The organism is Nostoc sp. JL23, from assembly GCF_017115065.1.
In the GTDB taxonomy this organism is placed as follows: domain Bacteria; phylum Cyanobacteriota; class Cyanobacteriia; order Cyanobacteriales; family Nostocaceae; genus Nostoc; species Nostoc punctiforme_A.
Genome location: NZ_JABXKN010000115.1, coordinates 1 through 23,691, shown reverse-complemented (window position 1 = coordinate 23,691; position 23,691 = coordinate 1). Strand labels below are relative to the sequence as shown.

Genomic DNA, 23,691 nt, shown 5'->3' with positions numbered 1-23,691 from the left:
CACCCTAATTTTAATTTTTTGCCTCTGAATGCTCTCAAATACTTATTTTTTCGTAGCTCCTTTTAGTGATCGCCTATTGTACCCAAGTTTCTCAAACCCAGTCCCCGTGAGCATTTGCCATTTGTGGATGAGTCTAATTAATCATATTGGCAGAGGGAAAATAAATTCTTTAGTTCTGCCTTTTGTTCTCTGCCTTTTTCTGGACAATAAAACTACACTGCTACCAATTGCTTCTGCGTCCAAGTATTAACAAGTTCTTGAATAGAAGCTTTTAATGTCTACTCAATATCGCTATCTAATTGGATTTGTTTCTGCTCATTAAACTGAATTTGTGAACTGACGACGTAAACTCCCTTGAGAATGTGAGTAGCTCCCATTGCTGAGAACAGAGGCTTAATCGCATAGTCAATTGACAGTAAATGATTGATTGATCCACCTGTAACAATTGGCAGAATAGTTTTACCACCAAAAGCATACTGAGGCATTAAATCTAGCAAAGCTTTTAGTATTCCTGTGTAGGAGGAATTGTAAACAGGTGTAGAAATAATTACTGCCTCTGCTTGCCCAACGAGAAGCTGTAGTCTTTTCACCTCTGGACTCTCAAAGTTTCCGTAAATCAAATCCTCTGGGGGGAGATCGCGTACTGTAATAGATGCTATTTCAATTTGATGTTTGGTACAAAGTTCTTGAGCATAGTTTAAGATTGCAGCAGAGCGAGAAGTAAGAGAAGAATTACCGGAAATTGTAACGATTTTGTGCATGGTTTAAATCTCCTGAGATGATTAATACTAATTCTCTAAAATACATTGCATTTGATTTGAGCCTGATAGATTCTCTGATGTCGATGGAACACCGAGAGAGGCTCTGTGAAATGACCGAGCATTGCACAGAGCAGCATGATTAACATGGAATGTTAGACCAGAAATAGCTTAATACACTTAAGTCGTAACCAAAGAGCGAACTAAGTCATTTTCGCTAAGATACTCAGACCGTTCTTGAGACTTGATCACGTAAGTTAAGTATTCATATTGAGATGGCAATGTAGCACTAAGGTAATCTGTTCTTTCCTTAATTGCATCAAATGTTGCTATGGCTTTTTGGTCTTCAATATGATTCAAAACAGGTAAATTGTTTTCAGGTAGGTAATTTAGCCCTAACAACATTACAGAATAGGAATAAGACTCAAAACCGTGATAGTTCGGATTGATGCTCTTGTTGTTTGGCAGTCTACTCTTCCATAATCTCAATCTTTCTTGGAGTTCTTCAGAAATTACGATGTCGCGCTTGCTTGCCTTCCAAAACTCTGTGTCTGCTCTATTACTAGCACAATAATGAAGCGTCAAGAAGTCTCGAACACCATCTATGCAATTAGCAACAGTTTTGTTGTAGTTTTTAATTACATCCTCATTAAAGGAAGTGTCTGGTAAGTTGTTGACCAACTCTTCAATACCATGCTGAATAAAGAATATGCCGGTAGACTCTAGTGGTTCAACAAAACCACTAGAAAGACCAATAGCTACACAGTTCTTCACCCATGAATTCCTGTTTCTACCAATTCTCATCTTGATATGTGAGGCTCTGCAATCATTGGCAGCTTCTCCCAAGTGCTGTCTAAATTCAGTTTCCGCCTCTTCTTCAGAGATAAACGCACTTGAGTAAACATACCCTGTCCCAACTCTTCCATACAGAGGGATATTCCACACCCAACCAGATGAGAGCGCAGTTGCTGTTGTATAAGGATTGATTCCATTTTTCTTGATATCAGTGGGTATTTGCATAGCTATCGCACTATCGCACAGTAGCGACTCCGAGAAGGAAATGAATGGTTCACCAAGAGCTTTATTGATTAATAAACCACGGAAGCCAGTACAATCTATAAACAAATCGCCTTTAATAGTCCCATGTTCTTTGGTTTTGACATAATCTATACTGCTATCTTCGCCTAAATTAACGTCTACTACGTCATCAACAATCTGTCTTACCCCTCTCTGCTTCCCATAATCTTTTAAGAATCTTGCAAGCAAGTTGGCATCAAAATGATAGGCGTAAGGGTACTGAGCTTTTAAATCAGCCAAGACATTTTTCTGAGTGGTAATCTCTTGAGTAAACAAATCTTGAGCTTTATTGTCAAAAACTTCTCCGTTAAAATGTCTGGGAGAGCGCTTCAGATCGCATAACAAAGGAATCATAAAGCAGGAATAATCAAATGGTGCTTCATGTCTCTTTGTTTTTAACCACCATTCGGAGATATCAAAACCATCTACCGTTTCATATCTTTGAAAAGGATGGTAAAAGTATTGTCCTTGAGAGTTCCAGTTAACAAACTTAATTGCCATTTTATAAGTAGCATTACATTTTGGCATCCATTCGTGTTCTTGCAAACCGAGAAAATCAAAGAATAGCTTAATGGTGCTGAAGGTCGCTTCACCAACTCCAACTGTTGTGATGTTAGATGACTCAATTAAGGTAATTTGAACATTTTTGTCCAAAGCCTTGCTCAAATATGCTGCGGTCATCCAACCAGCAGAACCACCACCAACGATTACAATGTTCTTTATATCTTGTGCCATGAGAATATTGCTCCTAAAGGTTTCATGAAGTATTTTGTCAAACGAGAAAAAAGTCAAAAAAATCAACCAATATAAATCCAAACGCAGTGAATTTTACGTTTGTAAAGTATATAGATACTTTTTGTACCTAATGCAGAATTCGGATTAACTGTTCTAACTTCATCCAGGCTTCTCCACTTTGTAGGATGTCTTTAGCAAGAGTCACCCCTTTTGCATACAAGTTAATTTCATCTGTAGAAGCAATCACTTCGCCAACATGTAAAACTAGCGCTGCGTTCAAAACTACAACATCTTGCTGCGCCTGAGTGCCTTTTCCTTGAAGTACAGCTTTGAGAATTTCAGCATTTTCCTTGGCATTTCCACCTGCTAACTGAGCAGTTGCAGCAGGTTTTAATCCCAAATCTTGAGGATTCAAAGTTACCTGATGTAGTTGTTTGTTTGCCAACACAACCATGTCAGTAAAATCTGCTAGTCCTGCCTCATCCAGTTTTTCACGTCCATGAAGAACGATCGCTCGGCGAGTGCCTAGTTGATTTAAAGCCTGAGCGATTGTGTTCATTAAGTTAGGATTATAAACTCCGATAACTTGCCCTGTAAGTGGTAAAGGATTGAGTAGGGGGCCTAATAGGTTAAAGACAGTACGGATTTTCAACGTTTTACGCAGAGGTGACACCACCTTGAAGGCAGGATGCCATTTTGGTGCAAATAAAAACGTTATCCCAACTTCGTCAAGTGCTGCGATTACCCGATCGCTGCTGGTATAGAGATTCAGACCCAGCGTTTCTAGGACATCCGCCGATCCAGCTTGACTAGACGCTGAACGATTGCCATGCTTGGCAACTTTGATTCCTGCGGCTGCAACCACAAAAGCTACAGCTGTAGAAATATTGAAAGTTGAGGCTCCATCTCCACCAGTCCCACAAGTGTCAATCAAAGGATAGGAGTTGACAGCATCACTAGTTCCTAATTGTAATGACTGCTGTCGTAAAACTTGCGATAGACCAACTAACTCTTCAGGAGCTACTCCCTTGGCTTGAATTGCTGCCAAAATTGCTCCTGATTGTGCTACAGGGATGGCTTCTGTTAACCAACCTTGCATCAGATCTTTGGCTTGGAGTACAGAAAGGGACTGACGGTCTAGCAGTTGTTGCAGTAAGGTAGACCAATCTTCAGAATCAGAAGTTAATGCATTGTCTGCATTTACTGTAGGAATTGCAGCTATCATCTCAAATTTTCCCAAATTTTTACAACAGAGTTAATTTGAACGTGACTTAAGACTTAATTAGATAGCATTCAATAACTGAATAACGGTATGCACATCTTTGTCTCCTCGTCCAGAGCAAGTGAGGATAATTCGTGGACTTCCTTCTATTTCAGGGCAAAGAGTTTCTAGGTAAGCGATCGCATGGGCAGTTTCTAGAGCCGGAATTATTCCCTCTAACCGCGAAAGACGCTGGAATGCCTGTAAAGCCTCTTGATCGGTAATGCTGTGGTATTCAACACGACCAATGTCTTTCAAATAACTATGCTCAGGCCCCACACCAGGATAATCTAGCCCAGCGCTAATCGAATGTGCCTCAATTATCTGACCATCGTCATCTTGTAACAAATAGCTCATTGCACCATGCAAAACGCCAACTCGTCCGCGAGTGAGAGTAGCAGCATGTTTTTGGGAGTTAACGCCTTGACCTGCTGCTTCTACTCCAATCAGTCGCACACTTGGTTCATCAACAAACTCGTGGAAAAGCCCGATCGCATTGGAACCACCTCCTACACAAGCCAAGAGAATATCTGGTAGTCCTCCCCATTTCTCTTGACACTGAGTGCGAGTTTCCTGTCCAATCACAGCCTGAAAGTCACGCACCATCATCGGATAAGGATGAGGCCCAGCAACAGAACCGAGAATGTAATGAGTAGTTTCGACATTAGTTACCCAATCTCGGATTGCTTCGGAAGTAGCATCTTTTAAAGTTCCTGTTCCTGCTTCTACAGGACGAACTTCTGCCCCCATCAACTTCATCCGAAACACATTTAGAGCTTGCCGTTCCATATCATGGATACCCATGTAGATTACGCAGTCTAAACCAAAGCGAGCGCAAACTGTGGCTGTAGCAACTCCGTGCTGACCTGCACCTGTCTCTGCAATAATTCGTTTTTTGCCCATTCGCTTTGCTAATAACACCTGAGCTAGAGCGTTATTAATTTTGTGAGCGCCTGTATGGTTTAAGTCTTCTCGTTTGAGGTAGATTTGTGGCCCTGTGCCATCAGGTTTGGCATAATGAGCAGTTAAACGTTCAGCAAAGTAAAGAGGGCTGGGTCGTCCTACATAGTCCTGCATGAGGTTTTGCAGTTCACATTGGAAAGTAGGAACTGTACGATAGTGCTGGTAAGCTCTCTCTAGCTCACTGAGTGCTGACATTAAAGTTTCAGGAACGTACTGGCCTCCAAAGCGTCCAAATCGACCCAATGTATCAGGTTGTTTGCTTGCTCTGGGAGCGAGAGCATAAATATCTTTTGTGATGACCACGATGAAATCCCCCTGATTAGTTATTTGATGCAGTAATTGCTGCTTTCAGACTTCGACAAAGTTTTTCAACTGCCAACAGTTTTTGAGTTGCTGTCCCATCAGCAAAACATTTCACAAAGGCACTACCCACGATCACAGCATTTGCACCCCAATCCATCACCTGACGAGCTTGTTCAGGTCTAGAAATGCCAAAGCCAACAGCAATAGGTTTGTCAGTGACACTATGCAAATCTGTGAGTAAATCTTTAACATATAGTTGGAGTTGGGAGCGTATGCCTGTGACACCAGTGACACTGACTAAGTAAACGAATCCCTGAGACTGACGAGCGATCGCTTCAATACGTTCAACTGAACTAGTAGGAGCTACCAACAAAATCACTTCAATACCATATTTGGTGGCTAGCTGTAATAAATTTTCTGCTTCCTCCAATGGTAAATCAGGTACTACCAAACCAGCGATGCCTGCTTGAGCTATTTGTTGCAAGAACTGCTCAACACCTCGGTTCAAAATGGGATTGTAGTAAGTAAATAAGATTAGAGGTGTTTTGAGGCTGGGACTAACAGTCCGAACCATTTCCAGAACTTGATCTAAACGAATACCCCGTTGCAGAGCGCGGGTTGCTGCTGCTTGAATTACAGGCCCATCTGCCAAAGGATCTGAGTAGGGAACACCCAACTCAATCAGATCAGCACCGTGACGATCCAAAACCCGTAAAGCTTCTGCTGTTATTTCTAAATCTGGATCGCCAGCAGTAATAAAGGGAATTAAGGCACACTGATTGCGATTTTGTAAGGACTCAAAGCAATAAGAGATAGAAGTCGTCCTCATAGTTTGTCTAACAAAGTAAGTGAATGGCTAGGAATTTATCCGAAGACTGAGTACTGCTTGGACTAAATCGGTTTGTTTGACTAAAGACTCTCCCACTAAGACAGCACTAGCACCAGCTTGAGCCACAAGAGCTAAATCAGCTTTTGTGTGTATACCAGACTCACTAACAACAGTGATGTTTAAACTGTTTAACTTTTCTCTTCGTTGTGCCAATAGATGTTGTGTAGTTCCTAAATCAACCGTGAAATCTTCGAGATTACGGTTATTGATACCTACTAAACGCAAGTCTTTGAACGTTAGTACTCGGTCTAATTCTGCTAGAGTATGTACCTCTATCAGAGCATTCATGCCTAAACTATAAGCAATTTGCAAAAATTCTTTGAGATTTTGGTCTGACAGAATGGCTGCAATCAAAAGTACAGCATCAGCGCCAGCTGCTCGTGCTAGATATATTTGATAAGGATCAATGATGAACTCTTTGCACAGTAGTGGTAGTGAAACATTTTGTCGAATCGTCTGCAAATAGTCAAAACTGCCCTGAAAGAATTTTTCATCAGTTAGCACTGATATACAAGTTGCTCCACCTTGGGAATAAGCCTGTGCAATTTTGACTGGTTCAAAGTTAGCTCGAATTACTCCTTTACTAGGTGAAGCCTTTTTAACTTCTGCAATTAAGCTGGGTTTGGTTGGGCTTTGTTGCAGCGCACTTAAGAAATCTCGCGTAGCAGGGGCAGTAGTTACCTGATTTTGTAAATCTTCTAAACACAATTGCTGACTTCTAAGTGCAACTTCTTGCTTTTTTTGCCACACAATCTCTTCAAGGATATGGCGCGGCTTGGCATTAGTAGTAAATAAAGTTAAAGGATGGTGATCAGTCTGCATAGTCATCACTTGAATTTAAGAGATAGACAATACGGCACGATGGATGGCATCTTTGTTGCCAGTAGTTTCTTCTAGCTGTGGATGTGAGAAGTTGCGCTCTCGTGTGTACATACGCACGACATTCTTAATAATTGATAGACCTACTTCACCAGAAAGAGTCATGATAGATTCTGGGTGAAACTGAAGTGCAGCAATTGGAAGGGTTTTATGCTCAATGCCCATAATCACACCATCTTCTGAAATAGCTGTAACTTGCAATTCTTCAGGAAGGCGATCAGGTAGAGCAAATAACGAATGATATCTACCAACTTCAAAGGATTGGGGTAAACCTTGAAACATCCCAGATTCTGAGGCTGTAACAACAACACGAGCCGATTTTCCATGTTGCGGATAATCAAGAATTCCTAATTCACCCCCAAAAGCTTCAACAATTCCTTGTAACCCCAAACAAACCCCAAAAATTGGGATTTTTCGACGTATGCAGCTTGCAACTGTTTTGGACACATTAAAGTCACTAGGTCTACCAGGGCCAGGAGATAGTACAACGATGTCTGGAGATTCAATATCTAGAATTTGTTCACAGAAGCCATGACGTAGTGTTTTAACTGTGGCACCAGAAGAGCGGATATAGTTAGCAAGTGTATGTACAAATGAGTCTTCATGGTCAATTAATAAGACACGCTTGTTTGTTTCAGTTTTAGCTCGATTGTTAAGGTTTAAAGTGCATGACAAGTTGGACTTTTGCTGAGTCTGGTAGAGTGTTTGAAACAAAGCTGCTGCTTTAGTTATAGTTTCTTGGGCTTCGGCTTCTGGAATTGAGTCATAAAGAACTGTCGCACCCGCACGCACTTCTGCAATTGAGTCTTTAAGTTGGATTGTTCGCAGAATCAGACCGGTGTTCAAGTCGCCTTTGAAAGTGAAGTAACCAACTGCTCCACCATACCAACGTCGGGGGCTACGCTCATGCTGTTCAATAAATTGCATTGCTGCTCTTTTGGGCGCTCCTGTGACTGTGACTGCCCACAGATGAGTGAGAAATGCATCCAAGGCATCAAATTCAGGTCTGATTAAGCCTTCGACGTGATCTACTGTATGGATTAGATGACTATACAACTCTATTTGGCGGCGGCCAATGACTCTTACTGACCCAGGTTCGCAGATTCGGGATTTGTCGTTGCGATCAACGTCAGTACACATTGTCAGTTCAGCTTCATCCTTGCGTGAGTTGAGCAGCTGAAGAATTTGTGTCGCATCCTCAATAGCATTTTTTCCACGCTTGATAGTGCCACTGATTGGGCAAGTTTCAACACGCTTACCTTCGACGCGTACAAACATTTCTGGAGATGCACCAATCAAATATTCTCCACCCAGATTGCAGATAAATCCATAGGGGCTAGGATTTATTTGCTGTAACTTTCGGAAAAGTTCTGCTGGGGACTTTTGGCAGCCTTGAAAGAAGTTTTGACTAGGAACTACTTCAAATAAATCACCTCGACGGAAATAATCAAGTGCTTTCTCAACTTGAAGAGCATACTCGTCAGGTTCATGATCGCAGGGTTGAGTGGGGGTGTGGGATTTCCCTTTGTAATCAATGATTTCACCACTTTTTGGCAAACCTCTAGTACTACCATGCTTAGTCTCAAATTCATACTGCACTCTGAATGCACGTTGCTGGTAGTAGTCAACAATTAACAGTTCATCAGGTAGATATAACAACATATCCCGCTGATCAGCAGAACGTTCAAGCTGCTTTGGCATTGGTTCAAATTGGAAAACCAAATCGTAGCCAAATGCACCATACAGCCCTAAATGTTGATCTTCTGGACTCTCAAAAGCAGATAAGATTTCCCGAACGATGTTGAAGACAGATGGTTGTTTGCTGCGCTCTTCTTCGGAAAATAAATGTTCTGTTGGTCGAATTAATCCAGACAAGTGCTTCGTTTCCCAATTAACTATCTGGAGTTGCGATCGCCCAAACAAACGCTCTGCTAAATACTGCAATAGTACTACACCGCGATCGTTATGAGCTGTGAGTGTAAAAAAATTGTCAGTAGTAACGAGTTCTAAGGGTGGATTAACAAAACCTATGGCCCATCTTTTATATCTTCCAGGATATTCGTAACTACTAGAAAATAAACCTCCACGTTGAGAATCAATACGCGATAAGACTTCATCAATCGCAGCTTCAATCAGTGTCTCAGTGATGGAGCGAGATATGCACACTCCACCTTTAGTTGTGTAGCAATGAGTATCAAACATTGGGGAATTTTCTCAAACTATTTAAAGAACACCATTCCAGAAATGCTTTGACTACAAACTTGTTTGCCTAGTTGATACATCGCATGAATTTTGCACTGTAAAATAACGAACCACAAAGTACCCAAAATTCGCAAATAACGAGGAAAAACAAGCTGAAAAGTTAATTTTTCTAGCAAAACTAATGCGATAAACTACTAGTCATCTATCCATGACTAAATAGCTTTTCTGTTCGCTCTCTAATCGCTAACATACTTACTGGTATATCGTGGCTCAAAACGTGTTCCACTAATGCTCCTGGTAAGATTGGCTTTGGCCAAATCAAGAAGTTATATGAAAGCTCCACTCCATCTTGATCGAGCGATAAATTCCAAGGTTTTAACTGCCAGTAACCAGAGAAGTTCTTAAAGTCTCCCTCAACTTGTTGATAATGAATTTTAGAGGGAAAGTTTTCTTCGATATCTACAACTAATTTGGTTGATATCTTCATCCCCATGAAACTTTTAGTGCGGACTTGTTCTACACGAATACCTCCAGTTGGATGAGCCAAGCGTCTACTTTGTGTAAAATTGGGCATGAACTCAGTAAAAGCTTCATAGTCTGTGAGAACCTGCCAAATTTGTTCTAATGAATAGGGAATTTGAATTTTTGCAAAAACACGCCGTTGTCGGTTCTCTAACTTTTGAATTTTGATGTCTACAGCTTGTAGAGCAATCAAGCCAGTATTAGTGACAGATTCTAAGTTTGTTAATTCTGGTTTTGCAGGGTCATTTTCCTTGCTCATTTGTACCTCTTGTGCATGGAAGTTAAACAGGGTTTTAAAACTAGTTGTGAGAAGTCATGACAGTGATGGTACTATTACAAAGTTGTTTTGCAGATTGATAGTTTGGTGAAAGGGAAGATACTGTCGATATGGCAAATTTTGGCTCCCAACGATTAACAGCTTGACCAATCACAGCCATCTCTTGCATTAACTTTTCATATTGATCTGGTGTTAGAGATTGAGGACCATCAGAAAGAGCTTTCGATGGGTTAGGGTGAACCTCAATCATTAAAGCATCTGCACCGGCTGCGATCGCAGCTAATGCCATCGCTGGTACATATTCTGATCTACCAGTACCGTGGCTAGGGTCAATCATAATCGGTAAGTGAGTTAGCGATCGCAACACAGGTATAGCACTTAAATCAAGCGTATTCCTGGCATACTGCCGATCAAAGCTACGAATTCCTCGTTCGCACAAAATCACATTCGGATTGCCTGCTGCCAAAATGTATTCAGCTGCCATCAACCACTCTTCAATCGTGGCAGACATACCTCGCTTGAGTAAAATAGGTTTGTTTATATTACCTACTTTCTTTAACAACGAGAAATTATGCATATTGCGAGCGCCGATTTGGACAATATCAGCAATCTGAGCCACTTTCTCAAGATCAGCTGTGTCCATGACTTCTGTCACGATTCCCAAACCTGTTTCTTGGCGAGCGGTTGCTAACAAATTTAAAGCACTCTCACCATATCCTTGAAAAGCATAAGGAGACGTACGCGGTTTATATGCTCCTCCCCGCAAAAACTTAGCTCCAGCAGCTTTAACTTGCCTAGCTGTTTGTACAATCATTTCTTCGTTCTCTACTGAGCAAGGCCCAGCTATTGTAACTATAGAATGATTTTCGCTAAAACTAACTGCTCCATTCAGTGTGGATACTAATACTTCAGTAGGTTCTCCATAGCGAAATTCTCGACTAACCCGTTTAAAGGGCTGTTTCACCCGCAATACTTCCTCAATAAAAGGACTGAGTTGTTGAATGTATTGAGGATTGATATCTGCCGTATCACCGATTAACGCAATTATAATTTTGTGGTTGCCTACAGTTTTTTCTGGTTTAATCTTCCATCTTTGTAATTCTTGGCTAATTTGTTGAACTTCTAGCTCAGGAGTTCCTATTTTCATCACTATAATCATTGGCTTAAGCCTTCATTTACTAGACTGCTGCTCATTTTAATTGATTGAATATTTACTTGATAGTAATTATGGATCTTCAGTACTTAGTATGCTAAATTAATCTGCTAAAAATCTGAAAACATTGCTGAACAACAAAAGCAAGCATTGTTTTTAACATTTTAGGACATTCTTGGGACTTAAGCATTCTAAACTTGATTTTAAAGTCTAGTTTTGATGTTTAACTAATAATTTGGCATAACAGGTACTGAAGAACCGTAATTATTCTAGACAGACATCTCTACAATCATATTTGCTTCAACAAGCTTTTCAATTATTTTTTGATGTTTACGTTCCATTTTTAGAGCTTCTAAATATGGCATACAAGTGAAAGAAACATTGTAGTAAAGAGATGCATACTCTGGATTACTTTCGTGTATTTTTCTCTCAATCTTATTAAGTTCTAAAAATTTGGGGTCTCCTACCATTTTTCTTAAAACAGTAAAGTGTTCTACGCAAAGATCAGCGAGAGCATCCATATTTGGTTTACGCATAATCTCATATTCCCGAAAAATTGATTGCCAGTCTCCTAAATGTTGCTGAATGCAATTAGTAAGTAACTGACAATCTTCAAATCCGGCATTAGCTCCTTGACCGTATGAAGGAAAAATAGCATGGCAAGAATCACCAACTAGTATTACTTTATCTTGATAGCTCCAAGGAAAACATTTAATAGTAATCATTGCTTCCACTGGCTTATCAATGTAATTTACTAAGTTAGGTTCTACTAGCGACCATATATCAGGAAAATACTTTTTGAAAAGATGGCGCAAATAATCGGGAGATGCAGAAGACTTATGAGAAATTTCACCTTCATAAGGCAAGTGTAATGATAAGGTAAAACTTTTATCTAGATTGGGAAACCCGATAAGCATGTAATCATCTCGTGGCCAGATATGTATGGCATTTTTATCTAATGCCCAATCGCCATTACTGGAGGGAGGAATGATAATTTCTTTATATCCCTGCTCAAAATATTCTTGGGAATAATTAAAACGTTTCAATCGCTGCATCTTGTGCCTAACAGAAGAATAAGCTCCATCAGCAGCAAAAATCCTATCCGCATGAACTTGATTGATTTCTCCTGTTTTTGAATTTTGGAATTTTAAGGTAGCGGTTGGTAAATCAATGTCACTACATTTTTGGTTGAAATGAAATTCAACGTTTTTATGCTGTTGGGCAAAACAGAGAAGCGCCTTACTTAAGTCTTCGCGTCCGATGGAATAAATAGCTTCTTTATTGTTACCGTAAGGCTGATAATTTAGCTCACCATTTTGGGCATGAATAATTCTGCCATAGACAGGAATGCAAAGTCTGCGTATCATGTCACCTGCACCAACAGCATCTAGTGCGTGGAAACCCCGCTCAGACAAGGTTATGTTGATAGATCGATCTGATTGCAGATTAACTTGGCGTGGATCTGAATTTCGTTCATATACACTAACTTTAAAGCCAGCGCGTGCTAAATATACAGAGAGCAGAGAACCTACAAGCCCTGCTCCAACGATAATGATGTTTTCTTCCATTTCTACCTCTTCTATTCAAACCAGTCCTTGTTCAGCTTTATGTTTTATACTAGGAAGAATCTTTTTCAAGAAAGTTCACAAGTTGGGCTTAAACCGAGAGTATTGATAACTCTGTCAATGTTGTTGATAAATCATTATCTGCTTTAATAGGTTCAAGCTGGGCTGTGAACTGACGCAACAATTTAGGCGCGTAGTTCAGTTGATATCCAGGAATTTGATCGCGCCGTGCAGCAGTTTTACCAAATATTTCAGCCACATAGTCTAAATGACTTTGCGTGTATACCCTTCTAGGAAGTGCCAGACGAACTAATTCCAATTTTGGATACACCGTTTTGTTGGTATCTGGATCAAGATGGCCGAAAGTCAGTGAGCCTATTTCTACTGTCCGTATTCCACCTTCTAAATAGAGTTCTACTGTTAGGGCTTGAGCAGGAAATTGTTCTTGAGGAATATGAGACAATAACAATCCAGCATCCACGTATACTGCATGTGCACCTGGCGGCTCAATGATGGGAATCCCTAATTCTCGTAGACGCGCTGCTAGATAAGCTGTTTGTCCCAAACGATAGGCCAGATATTCTTCTTGAAGTACTTCACGCAACCCAATGGCCATAGCATCTAAATCCCGGCCAGCTAACCCGCCATAGGTGGGGAATCCCTCACGCAGAATTAATTCATTACGTGCTTCTTCAAATAGCGCTTCATCTCTCATGGTTATAAAGCCACCAATATTGACAATGCCATCCTTTTTGGCACTCATGGTAATGCCATCGGCTAGAGCAAACATTTCTTGGCTAATTTCCAGAGGAGTTTTATCTGCATAACCAGGCTCTCGTAGCTTAATAAAATAAGCATTTTCTGCAAAGCGACAAGCATCAATGAAAAACGGTATATCAAACTCTTTATAAGTTTGGGAAACTGTTCGTAGGTTTTCTAGAGAAACGGGTTGACCACCCCCAGCGTTATTCGTGACTGTGATCATACCAAAGGGAATTTTGTCTGCTCCTACTCTATTGATAAAGTCACGCAGCTTTTTAATATCCATATTCCCTTTAAAGGGGTGATATGAACCAGTATGATGAGCCTCTTCAATAACTAAGTTAGTAGGAAGCCCCCCACGAGCGCGGATATTAGCATAAGTAGTATCAAAGTGCATGTTAGAAGGAACATACTGACCTGGTTTAACCAAACAAGCGCTCAAAATGTTTTCTGCTGCTCGACCTTGGTGAGTAGGTAAAAAGTAGGGAAAGCCAAATATGTCTTGAATGACTTCTGCTAATCGATAATACGAACGAGCGCCAGCATAAGCTTCATCACCTTCAAGCATTGCTGCCCACTGTGCTTGACTCATTGCACTAGTGCCAGAGTCTGTAAACAAATCAATGAATATTTCCTCTGAACGCAGACCAAATAGATTGTAATTAGCTCGGCGTATAGCTGCCTCACGGGTATTACGATCAAGTAGTTTGATTGGCTCAACCATCTTGATCCGAAATGGTTCTGGGGGATGAAGGGTCATAACTTACCTCTAAATATTGTTTGTTGTTTTTTGATTGTGATTTGCGATCGCTCTTAGGCTTTCAATTAAATGCATGGCGCAGGGTTGAGGAATATCGCGTATTTGTTATATTTATTACCTACAACCTTTAAATCAGACTTAGTTTGTTGAACTCAAGTCTAGAATCGCGGCTTGATGATAACTTGAAAACTCTCCGGCATTAAAATAGCTCCTGCTGTACCTTCAAAATTCAATTTTTCTCCTGGAACTTTTTCAAAGGTGCATTTCTGCATTAGACTAGCGATGAAAGTGAATAGCTCAAGCCGTCCTAAATACTCTCCGAAACAGCGACGTTTTCCAATTCCAAATGGGTAATATTTATCTAGCAAATCTTCTCTAACTTCTCCTGTGTCAGTGAGAAATCGATATGGGTTGAATTTTTCAGGCTCATGCCAAAAACGTTCATCACGGGTCAAGCTATAAAGATTAATGAACACAGGCGTATCTTTGGGAATGAAGTGACCATTGATAGTGGTATCAATTGTAGTAGCGCTTGGGAGAGCCAGAGGGAAGGAATGAGCATGTCGTAGCATCTCATGAATACAGGCTTCTGTAAATGGCAATTTTTTGCGATCGGCCATGCATACTTGTCGCTCTCTACCCACGACTGTATCTAGTTCTTGGTGGACTTTTGTCTGAATATCTGGGTCAGCAATCATATATAACATCGCCCAACGAATTAGTGGTGCAATGGGCAGTAATCCTGTACCCATCATTTCTTGCGGTGTTCCTTCCACAATCACCTTTTCGGTAAGTCCCAAGGTTTGCTTATCGAACTCGTCTAACTCATTAGTGGCTTTAATGAGCGCATCTACCATACCTCTGAGGTTTTCGGGATCGTATGAGTCTCGATACTCTCTCAACTTTTTTAAAATCAATTTTTCTAGATGATTCAAGGCGTTATACCATTTAGTTAACCCTTGTCCAAAATTTTCAAAAAATATACGGGTCTGTGGTACAAAATCAGCTAATAAAGTCCCTGCCGTATTTTGAGGAAAATCCTTAGCAAATTTGACAAAGCCAATAAAATCTTGATCGTCACGGTTACATCTTTCTCCAAACAAAATCTGGAGCATAACATTTGCAACAGACAGATTTACCTCTATTTCCGGATCGAAAGGTTGACCTTGATAGCTCAGGAGAATATTTACTAATTCGCCTGCTTCTTCCATCACTTGCTGTTCAATGGAGCTTATTTTACTGGTAACAAATTTATGCAGAGCATTAGTAGTAATTTCCCGATGCCTTTTCCATAGCAAACCATAATCCCTACCACCAATAGCCCTACCTCTAACTGCATTTTTGAGAGTATAAAAGTTTGGTCTACCAGCAAAATCTCCTTGTTGTTTTAGTAAAGCTTCTTTAATTGTCTCAAGTCCATTGAGTACAACAATAGTTTGAGAAAAAATACGTATTTGAAAGACATTGCCGTACTGTTTGGCTAGGTTAGTAAATGTTTGATATGGGTATTTACCCATGATTGGCAGGTTCCCAATGATCGGTAAACCACGCGGGCCTGGAAGTGGAGTATTTATTGTTGTGGTAGAAGGTCTTGATTGCAATAGCATAGTAATCTCTTTTATTTGTATTGCTGTTGTCTCAATTCTCTAAAACACATTGCACATTATTTGTCCACTGTGTAGTCTCTCCGATATTGGAGAGACTTTTCTAGTCTGTCTATACAGGTTGCGGGACTTTGATATCAAAAAACTCTTTAAGTAAAGCTAATGGAATATCGTCTGCACCTGAAGAGACTAATGGTTTGATTGGTTCTGGATATGCACGGAAATCAACATGTCGTGCTTGAGGATTTCCCCAAGGGTAAACTGATTGCGGTAACATATCAGATTGCTTGAGAAGAGAGAGCATCTGATTAGCAGCTTCTTCTACTAATATTTCTCCTGCATCAACCTTATCTAATAACATTTCGTAACTATCCAAAACAGTTTGGAAAGTTTCAGAAAAGGGAGCTTTAGCCATAGGATAAGGCTCTTCTTGATCAAGCTCTATAAAAGGTGATGAACTACTACTAGCTATAGATTTTAAGCAACTACGGAACAGATAGACATCACTAAGAATGAGGTAAGCTAACCAAAGTTGAGTCATTGCATTCCATAGTGGAAAGTGCGACATTGAACGGAAAGTGTTATAGAGTATCTGGTCGTTGTGATCAATTTTTGTTGCTAGCAATTTTTCTACATGGGTAAAGCGCTCAACGCTGAAGTCATCATCTTTTAACGCCTCTAATAATCGACCTGCTAGAGAATGAACAGTTTCAAAGGTGCTGATAAAACCTCTTGAGTATAGAGGATCAATAAAACCATAAGAATGACTCAACAGAGCGTAACGATGTCCTACTGCATGTGTAGATGAGTATTGAATCCTATCAGTACTGACCCATTTACGTACTGGTTTCAGTTCTTTAAGATGTTTAGCAATGCTTGGGAACTGCTCGATAATACTGTAGAATTCTTGTTCTGGGTCTATGTCTTTTTTCGGATATTTGTATCCATTGAGCATTAAGCCAACACTGCACAGAGAGCTTTCTGAAAGACTATGGTTGTCAAAGGGAATGACCCATATCCAGCCCCCATCAAAGACATGATGTAATGTTCCTTCCTGCCATTTGCAACTTTGTCCTGGCAAGTCTTCTTGTGGTATACAATCATCATAGGCTGGTAAATTAGCTACATGGGTAAAGATACCGCGAGTGTTGGTTCTTAAACGAGTTGGGTTTTCGCGGAGATTGAATTTTTCAGCAACTAGAGAACGGAAACCTGAGCCATCGACTAAAAAGCGAGCAGAATATTCTTCTCCATCTTTGATACGTACTTGTACGCCATCTTCTTGAAAGTCAATATCCTGTACTTCAGTCAAGTCATGATATTCAACGCCATAATTGATAGCTACTTTCAACATGTAATGGTCAACATCTGGGCGGAAGAGGTGGCTTTCAGATATCAAAGACGAAGATGGCGAAATCAGTTGATGTGCTTCATCTGGATTTTGTTTCTCGCCTTCTTTATGGTAAACAAACCCAAGTAAACGTTTTACACCACAACCGGATGATACGTATTGCTGAATTGTTTCAACTTGAGTTAAATTCTTAAGTTCTGGTATACCAAAACGTTCTGCAACAATCCACATCCACAATGCACTTTCAGGCAACATGGCTTCACCAATTGCAAACCGAGGATGAGTACCTTTTTCGAGTAGCAATACGCTAAAACCATTTTTAGCCAAAATACTAGCCAAGGTTGTGCCGGCAATTCCTGCTCCAAGAATGATGGTGTCAAAATGTTTGTTTGTTTTCATGATCTCTTGAGTTTTCAATTGATTAGATTTGTTGCGGATTGATGTATTTGAATAAGAACGTAAATCCTGTTTTTGTGATGGCGATCGCTTGCAATTAAAAAGCAAAGCATCAAAAGTTATGCAGCAACTGTTTACGTCTTCAAGTGTGTTGTTCTAGAAGAAATTCAAGTGTTTTCTTTTCACAATCCAAGTTTATAGTGTCTTAAAGGACAGTTGCAATCATCATTTTTTTGATTGACTGAACAATTCTTTTGATTTTATTAAACATAATATATTAATTAGAAATATTAAATTTTTTAGTTTTATAATTAAAAAACATAAATTTATGTCTATGCTTTTAAAGCAAAAAATGGCTGAATCTAAACATTACAGCCATTGTAAAAATTTAATTTCATACATTGCAATTCATAAAATATGGGTTATGCTTATAAACCTCTCCTGCTTAGATTGCCTGAAATTTATAATGCAATAACCATTCTTTTGATTGAGATATTAATTGTTTAGCACTAATTGCTTTTGGACTAAGATAACGGCGGCATATCGTTCTCCAAACATGAGGAGTTTTGCCATTTATCTGACGAAATTGACGACAGAAACTAGCTGTATTTTGATAACCCAAGCTTAGAGAGATTTCATTTAAGTTTTGGTCTGTTTCTAATAGCAAAAGGTATGCCTCTGCCATCCGTCGATGAGTAATCCATCGGTAAAGACTTTTACCAGTTTGTAGCCGTACCAAGTTAGTCAGATAAGCTGGAGAGTAACCAACTGCCTGTGCTACATTGTCAAGGGTAATTGGTTGATTATAATTTGCTTCAATAAAGTCAAAGACTTCTTTGAGCAAGAGAGCAGATTGATAATTTGACTGCTGAGTTGTCGTGTTAGCAGTATTAATAGGTAATGGCTCTAGAACTTGTTGAGCGTAAGCCTCAAAATCCTGTTTCAGGAGAGTCTGTTTTTCGAGTTTAGTAGCAATTAATGCCAATAATTTTCTTAATGTACAGGGCTGAGATTGAGAATAATTCACTTCTAGATCAATACCTTTGCGAGTTTCAACCTGAGCTACCTTAGTAGTGAAAAAAATAAAGGGGATAGTCGCTTTGAGGATATCTTGATAAAGCGTAGTTAGGACATGGAAATCATCAAGTTCTGCGATCATGATTTTAGAAGTTATTTAAAGTTACTTTTTTGTGAATAATCTTCAACTATGAGACATTTCAATATTTGACATCTGCGTTGAGTTATTTACTAGTTTGCCGTCTTCCATTTGGACAATGCGATCTGCAACATCCAAAATTCGATTGTCGTGGGTAACAATGAGGATAGTACAGCTTTGTTCCTTTGCTAGCTGCTGCATCAGGTTAACGACATCTCGACCAGATTTACTATCGAGAGCAGCAGTCGGTTCGTCAGCTAGAACAATTTTAGGATGGCTTACCAAAGCACGAGCGATCGCTACTCGCTGCTTTTGCCCACCTGAAAGATCATCAGGATAGTAATTTATCCGATGCCCTAATCCCACCTGCTCCAGCATTTGTGCTGCTCGCTGTTGCATTCGTTTTGAAGAAATATTTTTGTGCAATTCTAAGCCCATTTTGACGTTCTGGAGTGCCGTTAGACTACCATGCAGATTGTGAGCTTGGAAAATATAGCCGTTGTTGCGTCGCACTTGTACCAATTCTGCTGAACTGGCATGACACAATTCTTTTCCTAAAACATGTAGACTTCCTGACTGAGCAGAGCGCAATCCACCAGCTAAGGTGAGCAGTGTAGTTTTACCAGAACCGGAAGGCCCGGTCATAATCACAATTTCGCCCGCATGAATTTTTAAATTGATGTCGAATAAGACTTGTTTGCGGAGTTGACCTTGACCAAAGAAGTGATCGAGATTGTGGATGGAAATGACTGGCTTGTTAAACATGGTGTATACCTAAAACATGTCAGCTGGGTCAGCAGATTGAAGTTTACGGGTGGCGATCGCTCCTGAAATAGTACACATGACTAATGTTAGTAACAGCACAAATACTCCTCTTAACAACGGCATAGACAATGGCAAGTTAGTAGCATTACGAACCAAATGATAAAGCCCTATGGCAATTGACGCACCAGGTATAAATCCTAATACTGCCAGAATCAACGCCTCTTCAAATACGACTCCCAACAAGTAAAAAGTACGATAACCCATTGCTTTAAATGTTGCATATTCCTTAATGTGGGCATTTACATCAGTGGAGAGAACCTGATAAACAATCACAATACCAACTACAAACCCGACTACAGTACCAAGTCCAAAGATAAAACCAATCGGTCTATTTTTGGCTTCATAATCCTTTGCAGAGTTAATAAATTCTTCAAGTGTTAGCACTTGAACATCTTCAGGCAAGTAAGCTTTTAATGCAGCTGTAACTTGTACTGGATCATCACCTGGCTTGAACTGAATCAATCCCAAACTAACCGCCCCAGCCTGCCGTTGAGGAAATAACCGTAAAAAGCTCTGATCGCTGGTAATCAAAGTGCCATCGGTAGAGAAGGAAGCGCCAACTTGAAACAATCCACCAATAGTAACAGTACGTCGCTCAATTTCAGTCCTGACAGTTTTACCCTGTTCAATTTTGGCAATAATCTCTTTGTAGTCTCCTCTAGATGTTCGGTCAAATAAAACCATATCTGACAACTTGATACTTTTTAAATTCTGGTTAACCTCTGGCAAATCAACAGTAATACGCTCTGGATTCATACCTACTACCAGCATAGAGGTCTTGCGCTGGGTTTGGGGATTCTTCCAATCTATGAAGTTGATATACAAAGGCTGGGTTGATTTCACTCCAGGCACATCCATTGCTTGATAGAGCCGCCGCCGGGGAATAGTTCCTATATTTGCTAAGTCGCGCGCTTGGGGACTGATTAGTACAGCGTCAGCCTTTAATTTGCGGTGGAGCAAAACGCTGGTATCAAACAGCGCATTCATAAAACCGAGTTGCATGAACATTAGTATATCTGCAAAAGCAATGCCGGACAGTGCTACCAACAGACGGCTTTTTTCATGACTAAGTTGTAACCATCCTAGAGGTGTTCGCTGCTGTAATTGTTGGATTAAACCTTTCATATTTCAATCACCACCGTCACTTGAAGATTTGTTAGCTGTGCTACTTTCTTACTTGATGCTGGATCGAGACGCACCCAAACCTCAATCACACGAGCATCAGTGTTGGCGGCTGGGTCGGCATGAATCACGTTTTGCCGAACTACGCTTAAGCCAATCCGCTCTACCGTCCCTTGCAGTTGTTCTGGTAGAGAATCACTCATCGCTTTGGCTCGTTGACTTGCATGAACTTTGCTGATATCACTTTGGTAAACCTCAGCAACCGCATACATCTGTCCTGTTTTGCCGAACTCTATAATTCCTTTATCAGAGACCCGTTCACTCGGATAAGTGTTAATTTTAAGTACTCTTCCTGTCTGTAGCGCTTTTACGTAAGCCTGTTCTAAATCTGCCTGGGCTTTTTGAACTACAACCTTAGCACTACTTACTTTTGCGGCTGCAACCTCGACATCTACTGGACGTACTTCAGCAATTTGCTTCAGCGTGGCTTTGGCTTCATTGAGTTGTTGTTTTTGTCCTGATTGGATGCGCTTTAAATTTGCTCTGGCTTCCTGCAATTGCTCTTGAGCAGTTTCAAAATTAAGACGTTTGCTATCCTTAAGTGATGCAGAGATAGCTCCTTCCTGATTGAGCACCTGATAGCGCTGGTTTTCGACCTGAGCATTCCTGAATTCAGCTTCCAGCCGAGCCACCGTAGCAGTTTGGGCTTCTATGTTATTGTGGCGCTCGATTTCCAGACGAGCGATTTGTGCGCGCTGTGCCTCAATTTCTCCAACTTTTGCCCCTGCTTTAATGCTAGCAAGTTCGGCTTGCGCTATTCGTATTTGCTGTTGGGCTTCTGCTAAAGCAGCTTGAAGGCGAGCGCGGCTATCCAAAATGGCAATCACTTGACCTGCTTTTACCGAATCACCTTCTTTGACAAGTAATTGTTCAACTCGGCTACCTTCGGATGAAGTAGGAGCAGAAACTTGAATGACCTCACCGCCAGGATCTAAACGCCCCAAAGCAGTTACTGTCTTAACTTCGGGTATATTGTTGACTTTTACTGTTTGAGTAACACCAACTTGAGATGACTGAAACCGCCAGAGCATATAGGTTGTAACTCCGCCAACTAAAAAAGTTGTAGCGATTGTCAGAATGGTCAATTGGTGAACCGGAGGTTTTGTAACAGAGGATTTTTTGACTATTGTATCTTTCACCATAAAGCATTCTTTGATTTGAGTTGGGAGTAATCTCAAGTCTGTTTCAATATGGAGTAACAGGCTTTTAGAAGTTAAGTTTTGTTAATTTAGCTTGTTACTACTGGTAGTCTCCAGTAATGCCTAAATGAATATTAATTAACTGCACTCGATATGGCTAATAGAGTAATGCGATCGCCGTAAGATAAAACTTGAGTGTGTTGTGGAAAACTGTCTTAATCATGGTTTGAATAAATTGAGGTCTGTAATATTGAGTTTTCCAATTTTGAATAATTTTGTCCAATTAAAATCAGAAAGTTAAGGCGAAACTTAATTAGTTGCTGCTTTCGATAACAAAGGGTTAGGGACTAATGGCGCTAAGTTAAGGCGAAACCTGGTCAGGGCAGGGCGTAGGGTGTAGACTGTAGTGGTATAGTGCATTAATGTTGAGTGTGTACTAGAGGATTTTATTTTGCTTAATTCCCCACACCCTACTCCCAAAGCCAGTAAGATCATGGATTTACGCTTATCTTAATGCCATTCAGGACTAGGAGGAAGAAAGCGCATATTCTAACCCATCTCTGCTACATCCAATAATTTAAAAGCAATCGCTAGTTCTGCCGAAGACACCTTTGATCCAGAAAATCCTGCTACAGCAACGATTACGGTTACTGCTGCTGAAGTTCCAGAGTTGACAGAGGAAAAACAGCGCGATCTTCTTTACCTAGAGCGCCGTGTGGAACGGGCGTTTTTTGAGGCAGGGAAAGCGCTGACAGAATTGAGGGACAGGCGGCTTTATCGCTCCATGCATAAAACATTTGAGGAATACTGCCGCGATCGCTTTGGGCATAGTCGGCAACAATCAAATTATTTGATTGCCGCAGCTGGTGTTTACGAAAATTTGACAACCATTGGTTGTCAAAATGTGGCAAATGAGTATGCTGACATTTTTATTCACCGGCTATTCTCCTGTCGATCGCGCCCAAAAAGCACTGCTATGGGCATTGGCGTTAATAGGTGCTTTACTGATCCCTTTAACTGTGAGCTTTACCCGATTAGTTAGACAAGCAGAACTCGAAACCCATTTGAGAAAGGCACTCCTGAACCGAACTGTAACTTTTCAACGTTTGGAACTACTAAAAACTGATACTAATTGGCTGAGTAATCCGCCTCAAGTTCGCTTGAGCGTTAGCGCACAATCACCTGTAACATCAAAGCAAGTAAGTCTTTTAGAAGCGTTTCTTGAAAAAGAAATTGGGCAACGTTTTTCCCTGATTTTTGAAGTTAGTCAAGTGAAAGAAGTCAGAGGAGAAAAATCAGATTCTCCTCACAAATAAAATATCTAAAATCCTATTATCTTGCCCTAAGATAAATGGTTCTTCCGTACCTGTTATGCCAAATTATTAGTTAAACATCAAAACTTGCTTGAAAAATATAGGTAAAAAACCCAAAACCCAACCAACTGCCTAAAATGTTATTAAATAATTCTTATTTTTTGGTGTAGCGAGGGTTTCATGTTTATTACGAAGGAGATTTAGCATAATATGTCAAATAAATTTTTCATCCTATTTATAGATAGGAAAAACTAACTAAAGGTGGAGTTAGATATCAGGATATTTTTATAACCTTATTAAGGTTGACTAATTAAGCAAGTAAGATCATGAATGCAGATATATCCGCACTCTGGGACAGAGTTCAGGGAATGATTAACGGATTCATTGTCCTACTGCCGAATATCGTGCTGGCATTGATTGTCTTTGCAATCTTCTTCGCGGTGGCTAGAGCGATTAAGAGAGTAGTTAAACGATTGACTCGCGATCGCCACCAAGCTCGGAATCTAGGACTAGTACTGGGACGATTGGCGCAAGGTACAATACTGTTAATCGGGCTATTTGTGGCAGAAATGTTGAATACTGATACAAAACTTTACATAGATAGTTACACTAACTCTAA

The 23,691-nt window shown here is 40.3% G+C and carries 18 protein-coding genes and 2 pseudogenes; 3 read left to right on the top strand and 17 right to left on the bottom strand.

Features of this window, described 5'->3' with window-relative positions:
- Positions 1 to 278: 278 nt before the first annotated feature.
- The 17 genes from ssuE to HWQ42_RS23195 all read right to left on the bottom strand — a co-directional run bounded on the left by ssuE (position 279) and on the right by HWQ42_RS23195 (position 21,762).
- The gene (gene ssuE / locus HWQ42_RS23275) at positions 279 to 761 is read right to left on the bottom strand and encodes an NADPH-dependent FMN reductase (RefSeq protein WP_292816494.1); all 483 of its coding nucleotides are present in this window, start codon (positions 759 to 761) and stop codon (positions 279 to 281) included.
- 177 nt (positions 762 to 938) lie between these two features.
- A complete protein-coding gene (locus HWQ42_RS23270; protein ID WP_292816493.1) occupies positions 939 to 2,570 on the bottom strand; it encodes a tryptophan halogenase family protein in 1,632 nt (543 codons plus the stop codon).
- Positions 2,571 to 2,697: 127 nt separating this feature from the next.
- Positions 2,698 to 3,795, bottom strand: a complete 1,098-nt coding sequence (gene trpD / locus HWQ42_RS23265) for an anthranilate phosphoribosyltransferase (RefSeq protein ID WP_292816492.1) — start codon at positions 3,793 to 3,795, stop codon at positions 2,698 to 2,700.
- A 57-nt stretch (positions 3,796 to 3,852) separates the two neighbouring features.
- Positions 3,853 to 5,091, bottom strand: coding sequence for a tryptophan synthase subunit beta (trpB, locus tag HWQ42_RS23260; RefSeq protein ID WP_292816496.1), 1,239 nt, complete (start codon positions 5,089 to 5,091; stop codon positions 3,853 to 3,855).
- A 22-nt stretch (positions 5,092 to 5,113) separates the two neighbouring features.
- Complete coding sequence (gene trpA / locus HWQ42_RS23255; protein ID WP_292816491.1) at positions 5,114 to 5,926, bottom strand: tryptophan synthase subunit alpha; 813 nt, start codon at positions 5,924 to 5,926, stop codon at positions 5,114 to 5,116.
- Positions 5,927 to 5,953: 27 nt separating this feature from the next.
- Positions 5,954 to 6,808 carry an indole-3-glycerol phosphate synthase TrpC gene (gene trpC, locus HWQ42_RS23250; protein ID WP_292816490.1) on the bottom strand — a complete coding sequence of 285 codons (855 nt, stop codon included), beginning with the start codon at positions 6,806 to 6,808 and terminating at the stop codon, positions 5,954 to 5,956.
- Between the two features lie 15 nt (positions 6,809 to 6,823).
- Complete coding sequence (locus HWQ42_RS23245) at positions 6,824 to 9,067, bottom strand: anthranilate synthase (protein WP_292816489.1); 2,244 nt, start codon at positions 9,065 to 9,067, stop codon at positions 6,824 to 6,826.
- A gap of 202 nt (positions 9,068 to 9,269) precedes the next feature.
- Positions 9,270 to 9,848: an SRPBCC family protein gene (locus tag HWQ42_RS23240; RefSeq protein WP_292816488.1), complete on the bottom strand. Its 579-nt coding sequence runs from the start codon at positions 9,846 to 9,848 to the stop codon at positions 9,270 to 9,272.
- Positions 9,849 to 9,888: 40 nt separating this feature from the next.
- Complete coding sequence (gene aroF, locus HWQ42_RS23235) at positions 9,889 to 11,025, bottom strand: 3-deoxy-7-phosphoheptulonate synthase (protein WP_292816487.1); 1,137 nt, start codon at positions 11,023 to 11,025, stop codon at positions 9,889 to 9,891.
- 263 nt (positions 11,026 to 11,288) lie between these two features.
- Complete coding sequence (locus HWQ42_RS23230; RefSeq protein WP_292816486.1) at positions 11,289 to 12,587, bottom strand: NAD(P)/FAD-dependent oxidoreductase; 1,299 nt, start codon at positions 12,585 to 12,587, stop codon at positions 11,289 to 11,291.
- 88 nt (positions 12,588 to 12,675) lie between these two features.
- Positions 12,676 to 14,106: a tryptophanase gene (locus tag HWQ42_RS23225; RefSeq protein ID WP_292816485.1), complete on the bottom strand. Its 1,431-nt coding sequence runs from the start codon at positions 14,104 to 14,106 to the stop codon at positions 12,676 to 12,678.
- A 158-nt stretch (positions 14,107 to 14,264) separates the two neighbouring features.
- Positions 14,265 to 15,713, bottom strand: coding sequence for a cytochrome P450 (locus HWQ42_RS23220; protein WP_292816484.1), 1,449 nt, complete (start codon positions 15,711 to 15,713; stop codon positions 14,265 to 14,267).
- 109 nt (positions 15,714 to 15,822) lie between these two features.
- Positions 15,823 to 17,460 (bottom strand): tryptophan 7-halogenase, encoded by a 1,638-nt coding sequence (locus tag HWQ42_RS23215; RefSeq protein ID WP_292816482.1) that lies wholly within the window; start codon positions 17,458 to 17,460, stop codon positions 15,823 to 15,825.
- 442 nt (positions 17,461 to 17,902) lie between these two features.
- Positions 17,903 to 18,616 carry a helix-turn-helix transcriptional regulator gene (locus HWQ42_RS23210; protein WP_292816480.1) on the bottom strand — a complete coding sequence of 238 codons (714 nt, stop codon included), beginning with the start codon at positions 18,614 to 18,616 and terminating at the stop codon, positions 17,903 to 17,905.
- Positions 18,617 to 18,658: 42 nt separating this feature from the next.
- Positions 18,659 to 19,378, bottom strand: a complete 720-nt coding sequence (locus HWQ42_RS23205; protein ID WP_292816478.1) for a DevA family ABC transporter ATP-binding protein — start codon at positions 19,376 to 19,378, stop codon at positions 18,659 to 18,661.
- A gap of 9 nt (positions 19,379 to 19,387) precedes the next feature.
- Complete coding sequence (gene devC / locus HWQ42_RS23200; RefSeq protein WP_292816476.1) at positions 19,388 to 20,563, bottom strand: ABC transporter permease DevC; 1,176 nt, start codon at positions 20,561 to 20,563, stop codon at positions 19,388 to 19,390.
- Entirely contained in the window at positions 20,560 to 21,762 is a 1,203-nt protein-coding gene (locus HWQ42_RS23195) for an ABC exporter membrane fusion protein (protein ID WP_292816474.1), read from the bottom strand. The genes devC and HWQ42_RS23195 overlap by 4 nt, the downstream gene beginning before the upstream one ends.
- 583 nt (positions 21,763 to 22,345) lie before the next feature.
- On the opposite strand from HWQ42_RS23195, the pseudogene HWQ42_RS23190 reads away from it, so the two are divergent.
- From HWQ42_RS23190 to HWQ42_RS23180, 3 genes and pseudogenes are all read left to right on the top strand, one after another.
- Positions 22,346 to 22,642 (top strand): annotated as a pseudogene (locus HWQ42_RS23190) (hypothetical protein); the annotation flags it as partial.
- 34 nt (positions 22,643 to 22,676) lie between these two features.
- Positions 22,677 to 23,075: a hypothetical protein gene (locus HWQ42_RS23185; RefSeq protein WP_334812598.1), complete on the top strand. Its 399-nt coding sequence runs from the start codon at positions 22,677 to 22,679 to the stop codon at positions 23,073 to 23,075.
- A gap of 323 nt (positions 23,076 to 23,398) precedes the next feature.
- Positions 23,399 to 23,691: pseudogene (locus tag HWQ42_RS23180) on the top strand (hypothetical protein); the annotation flags it as partial.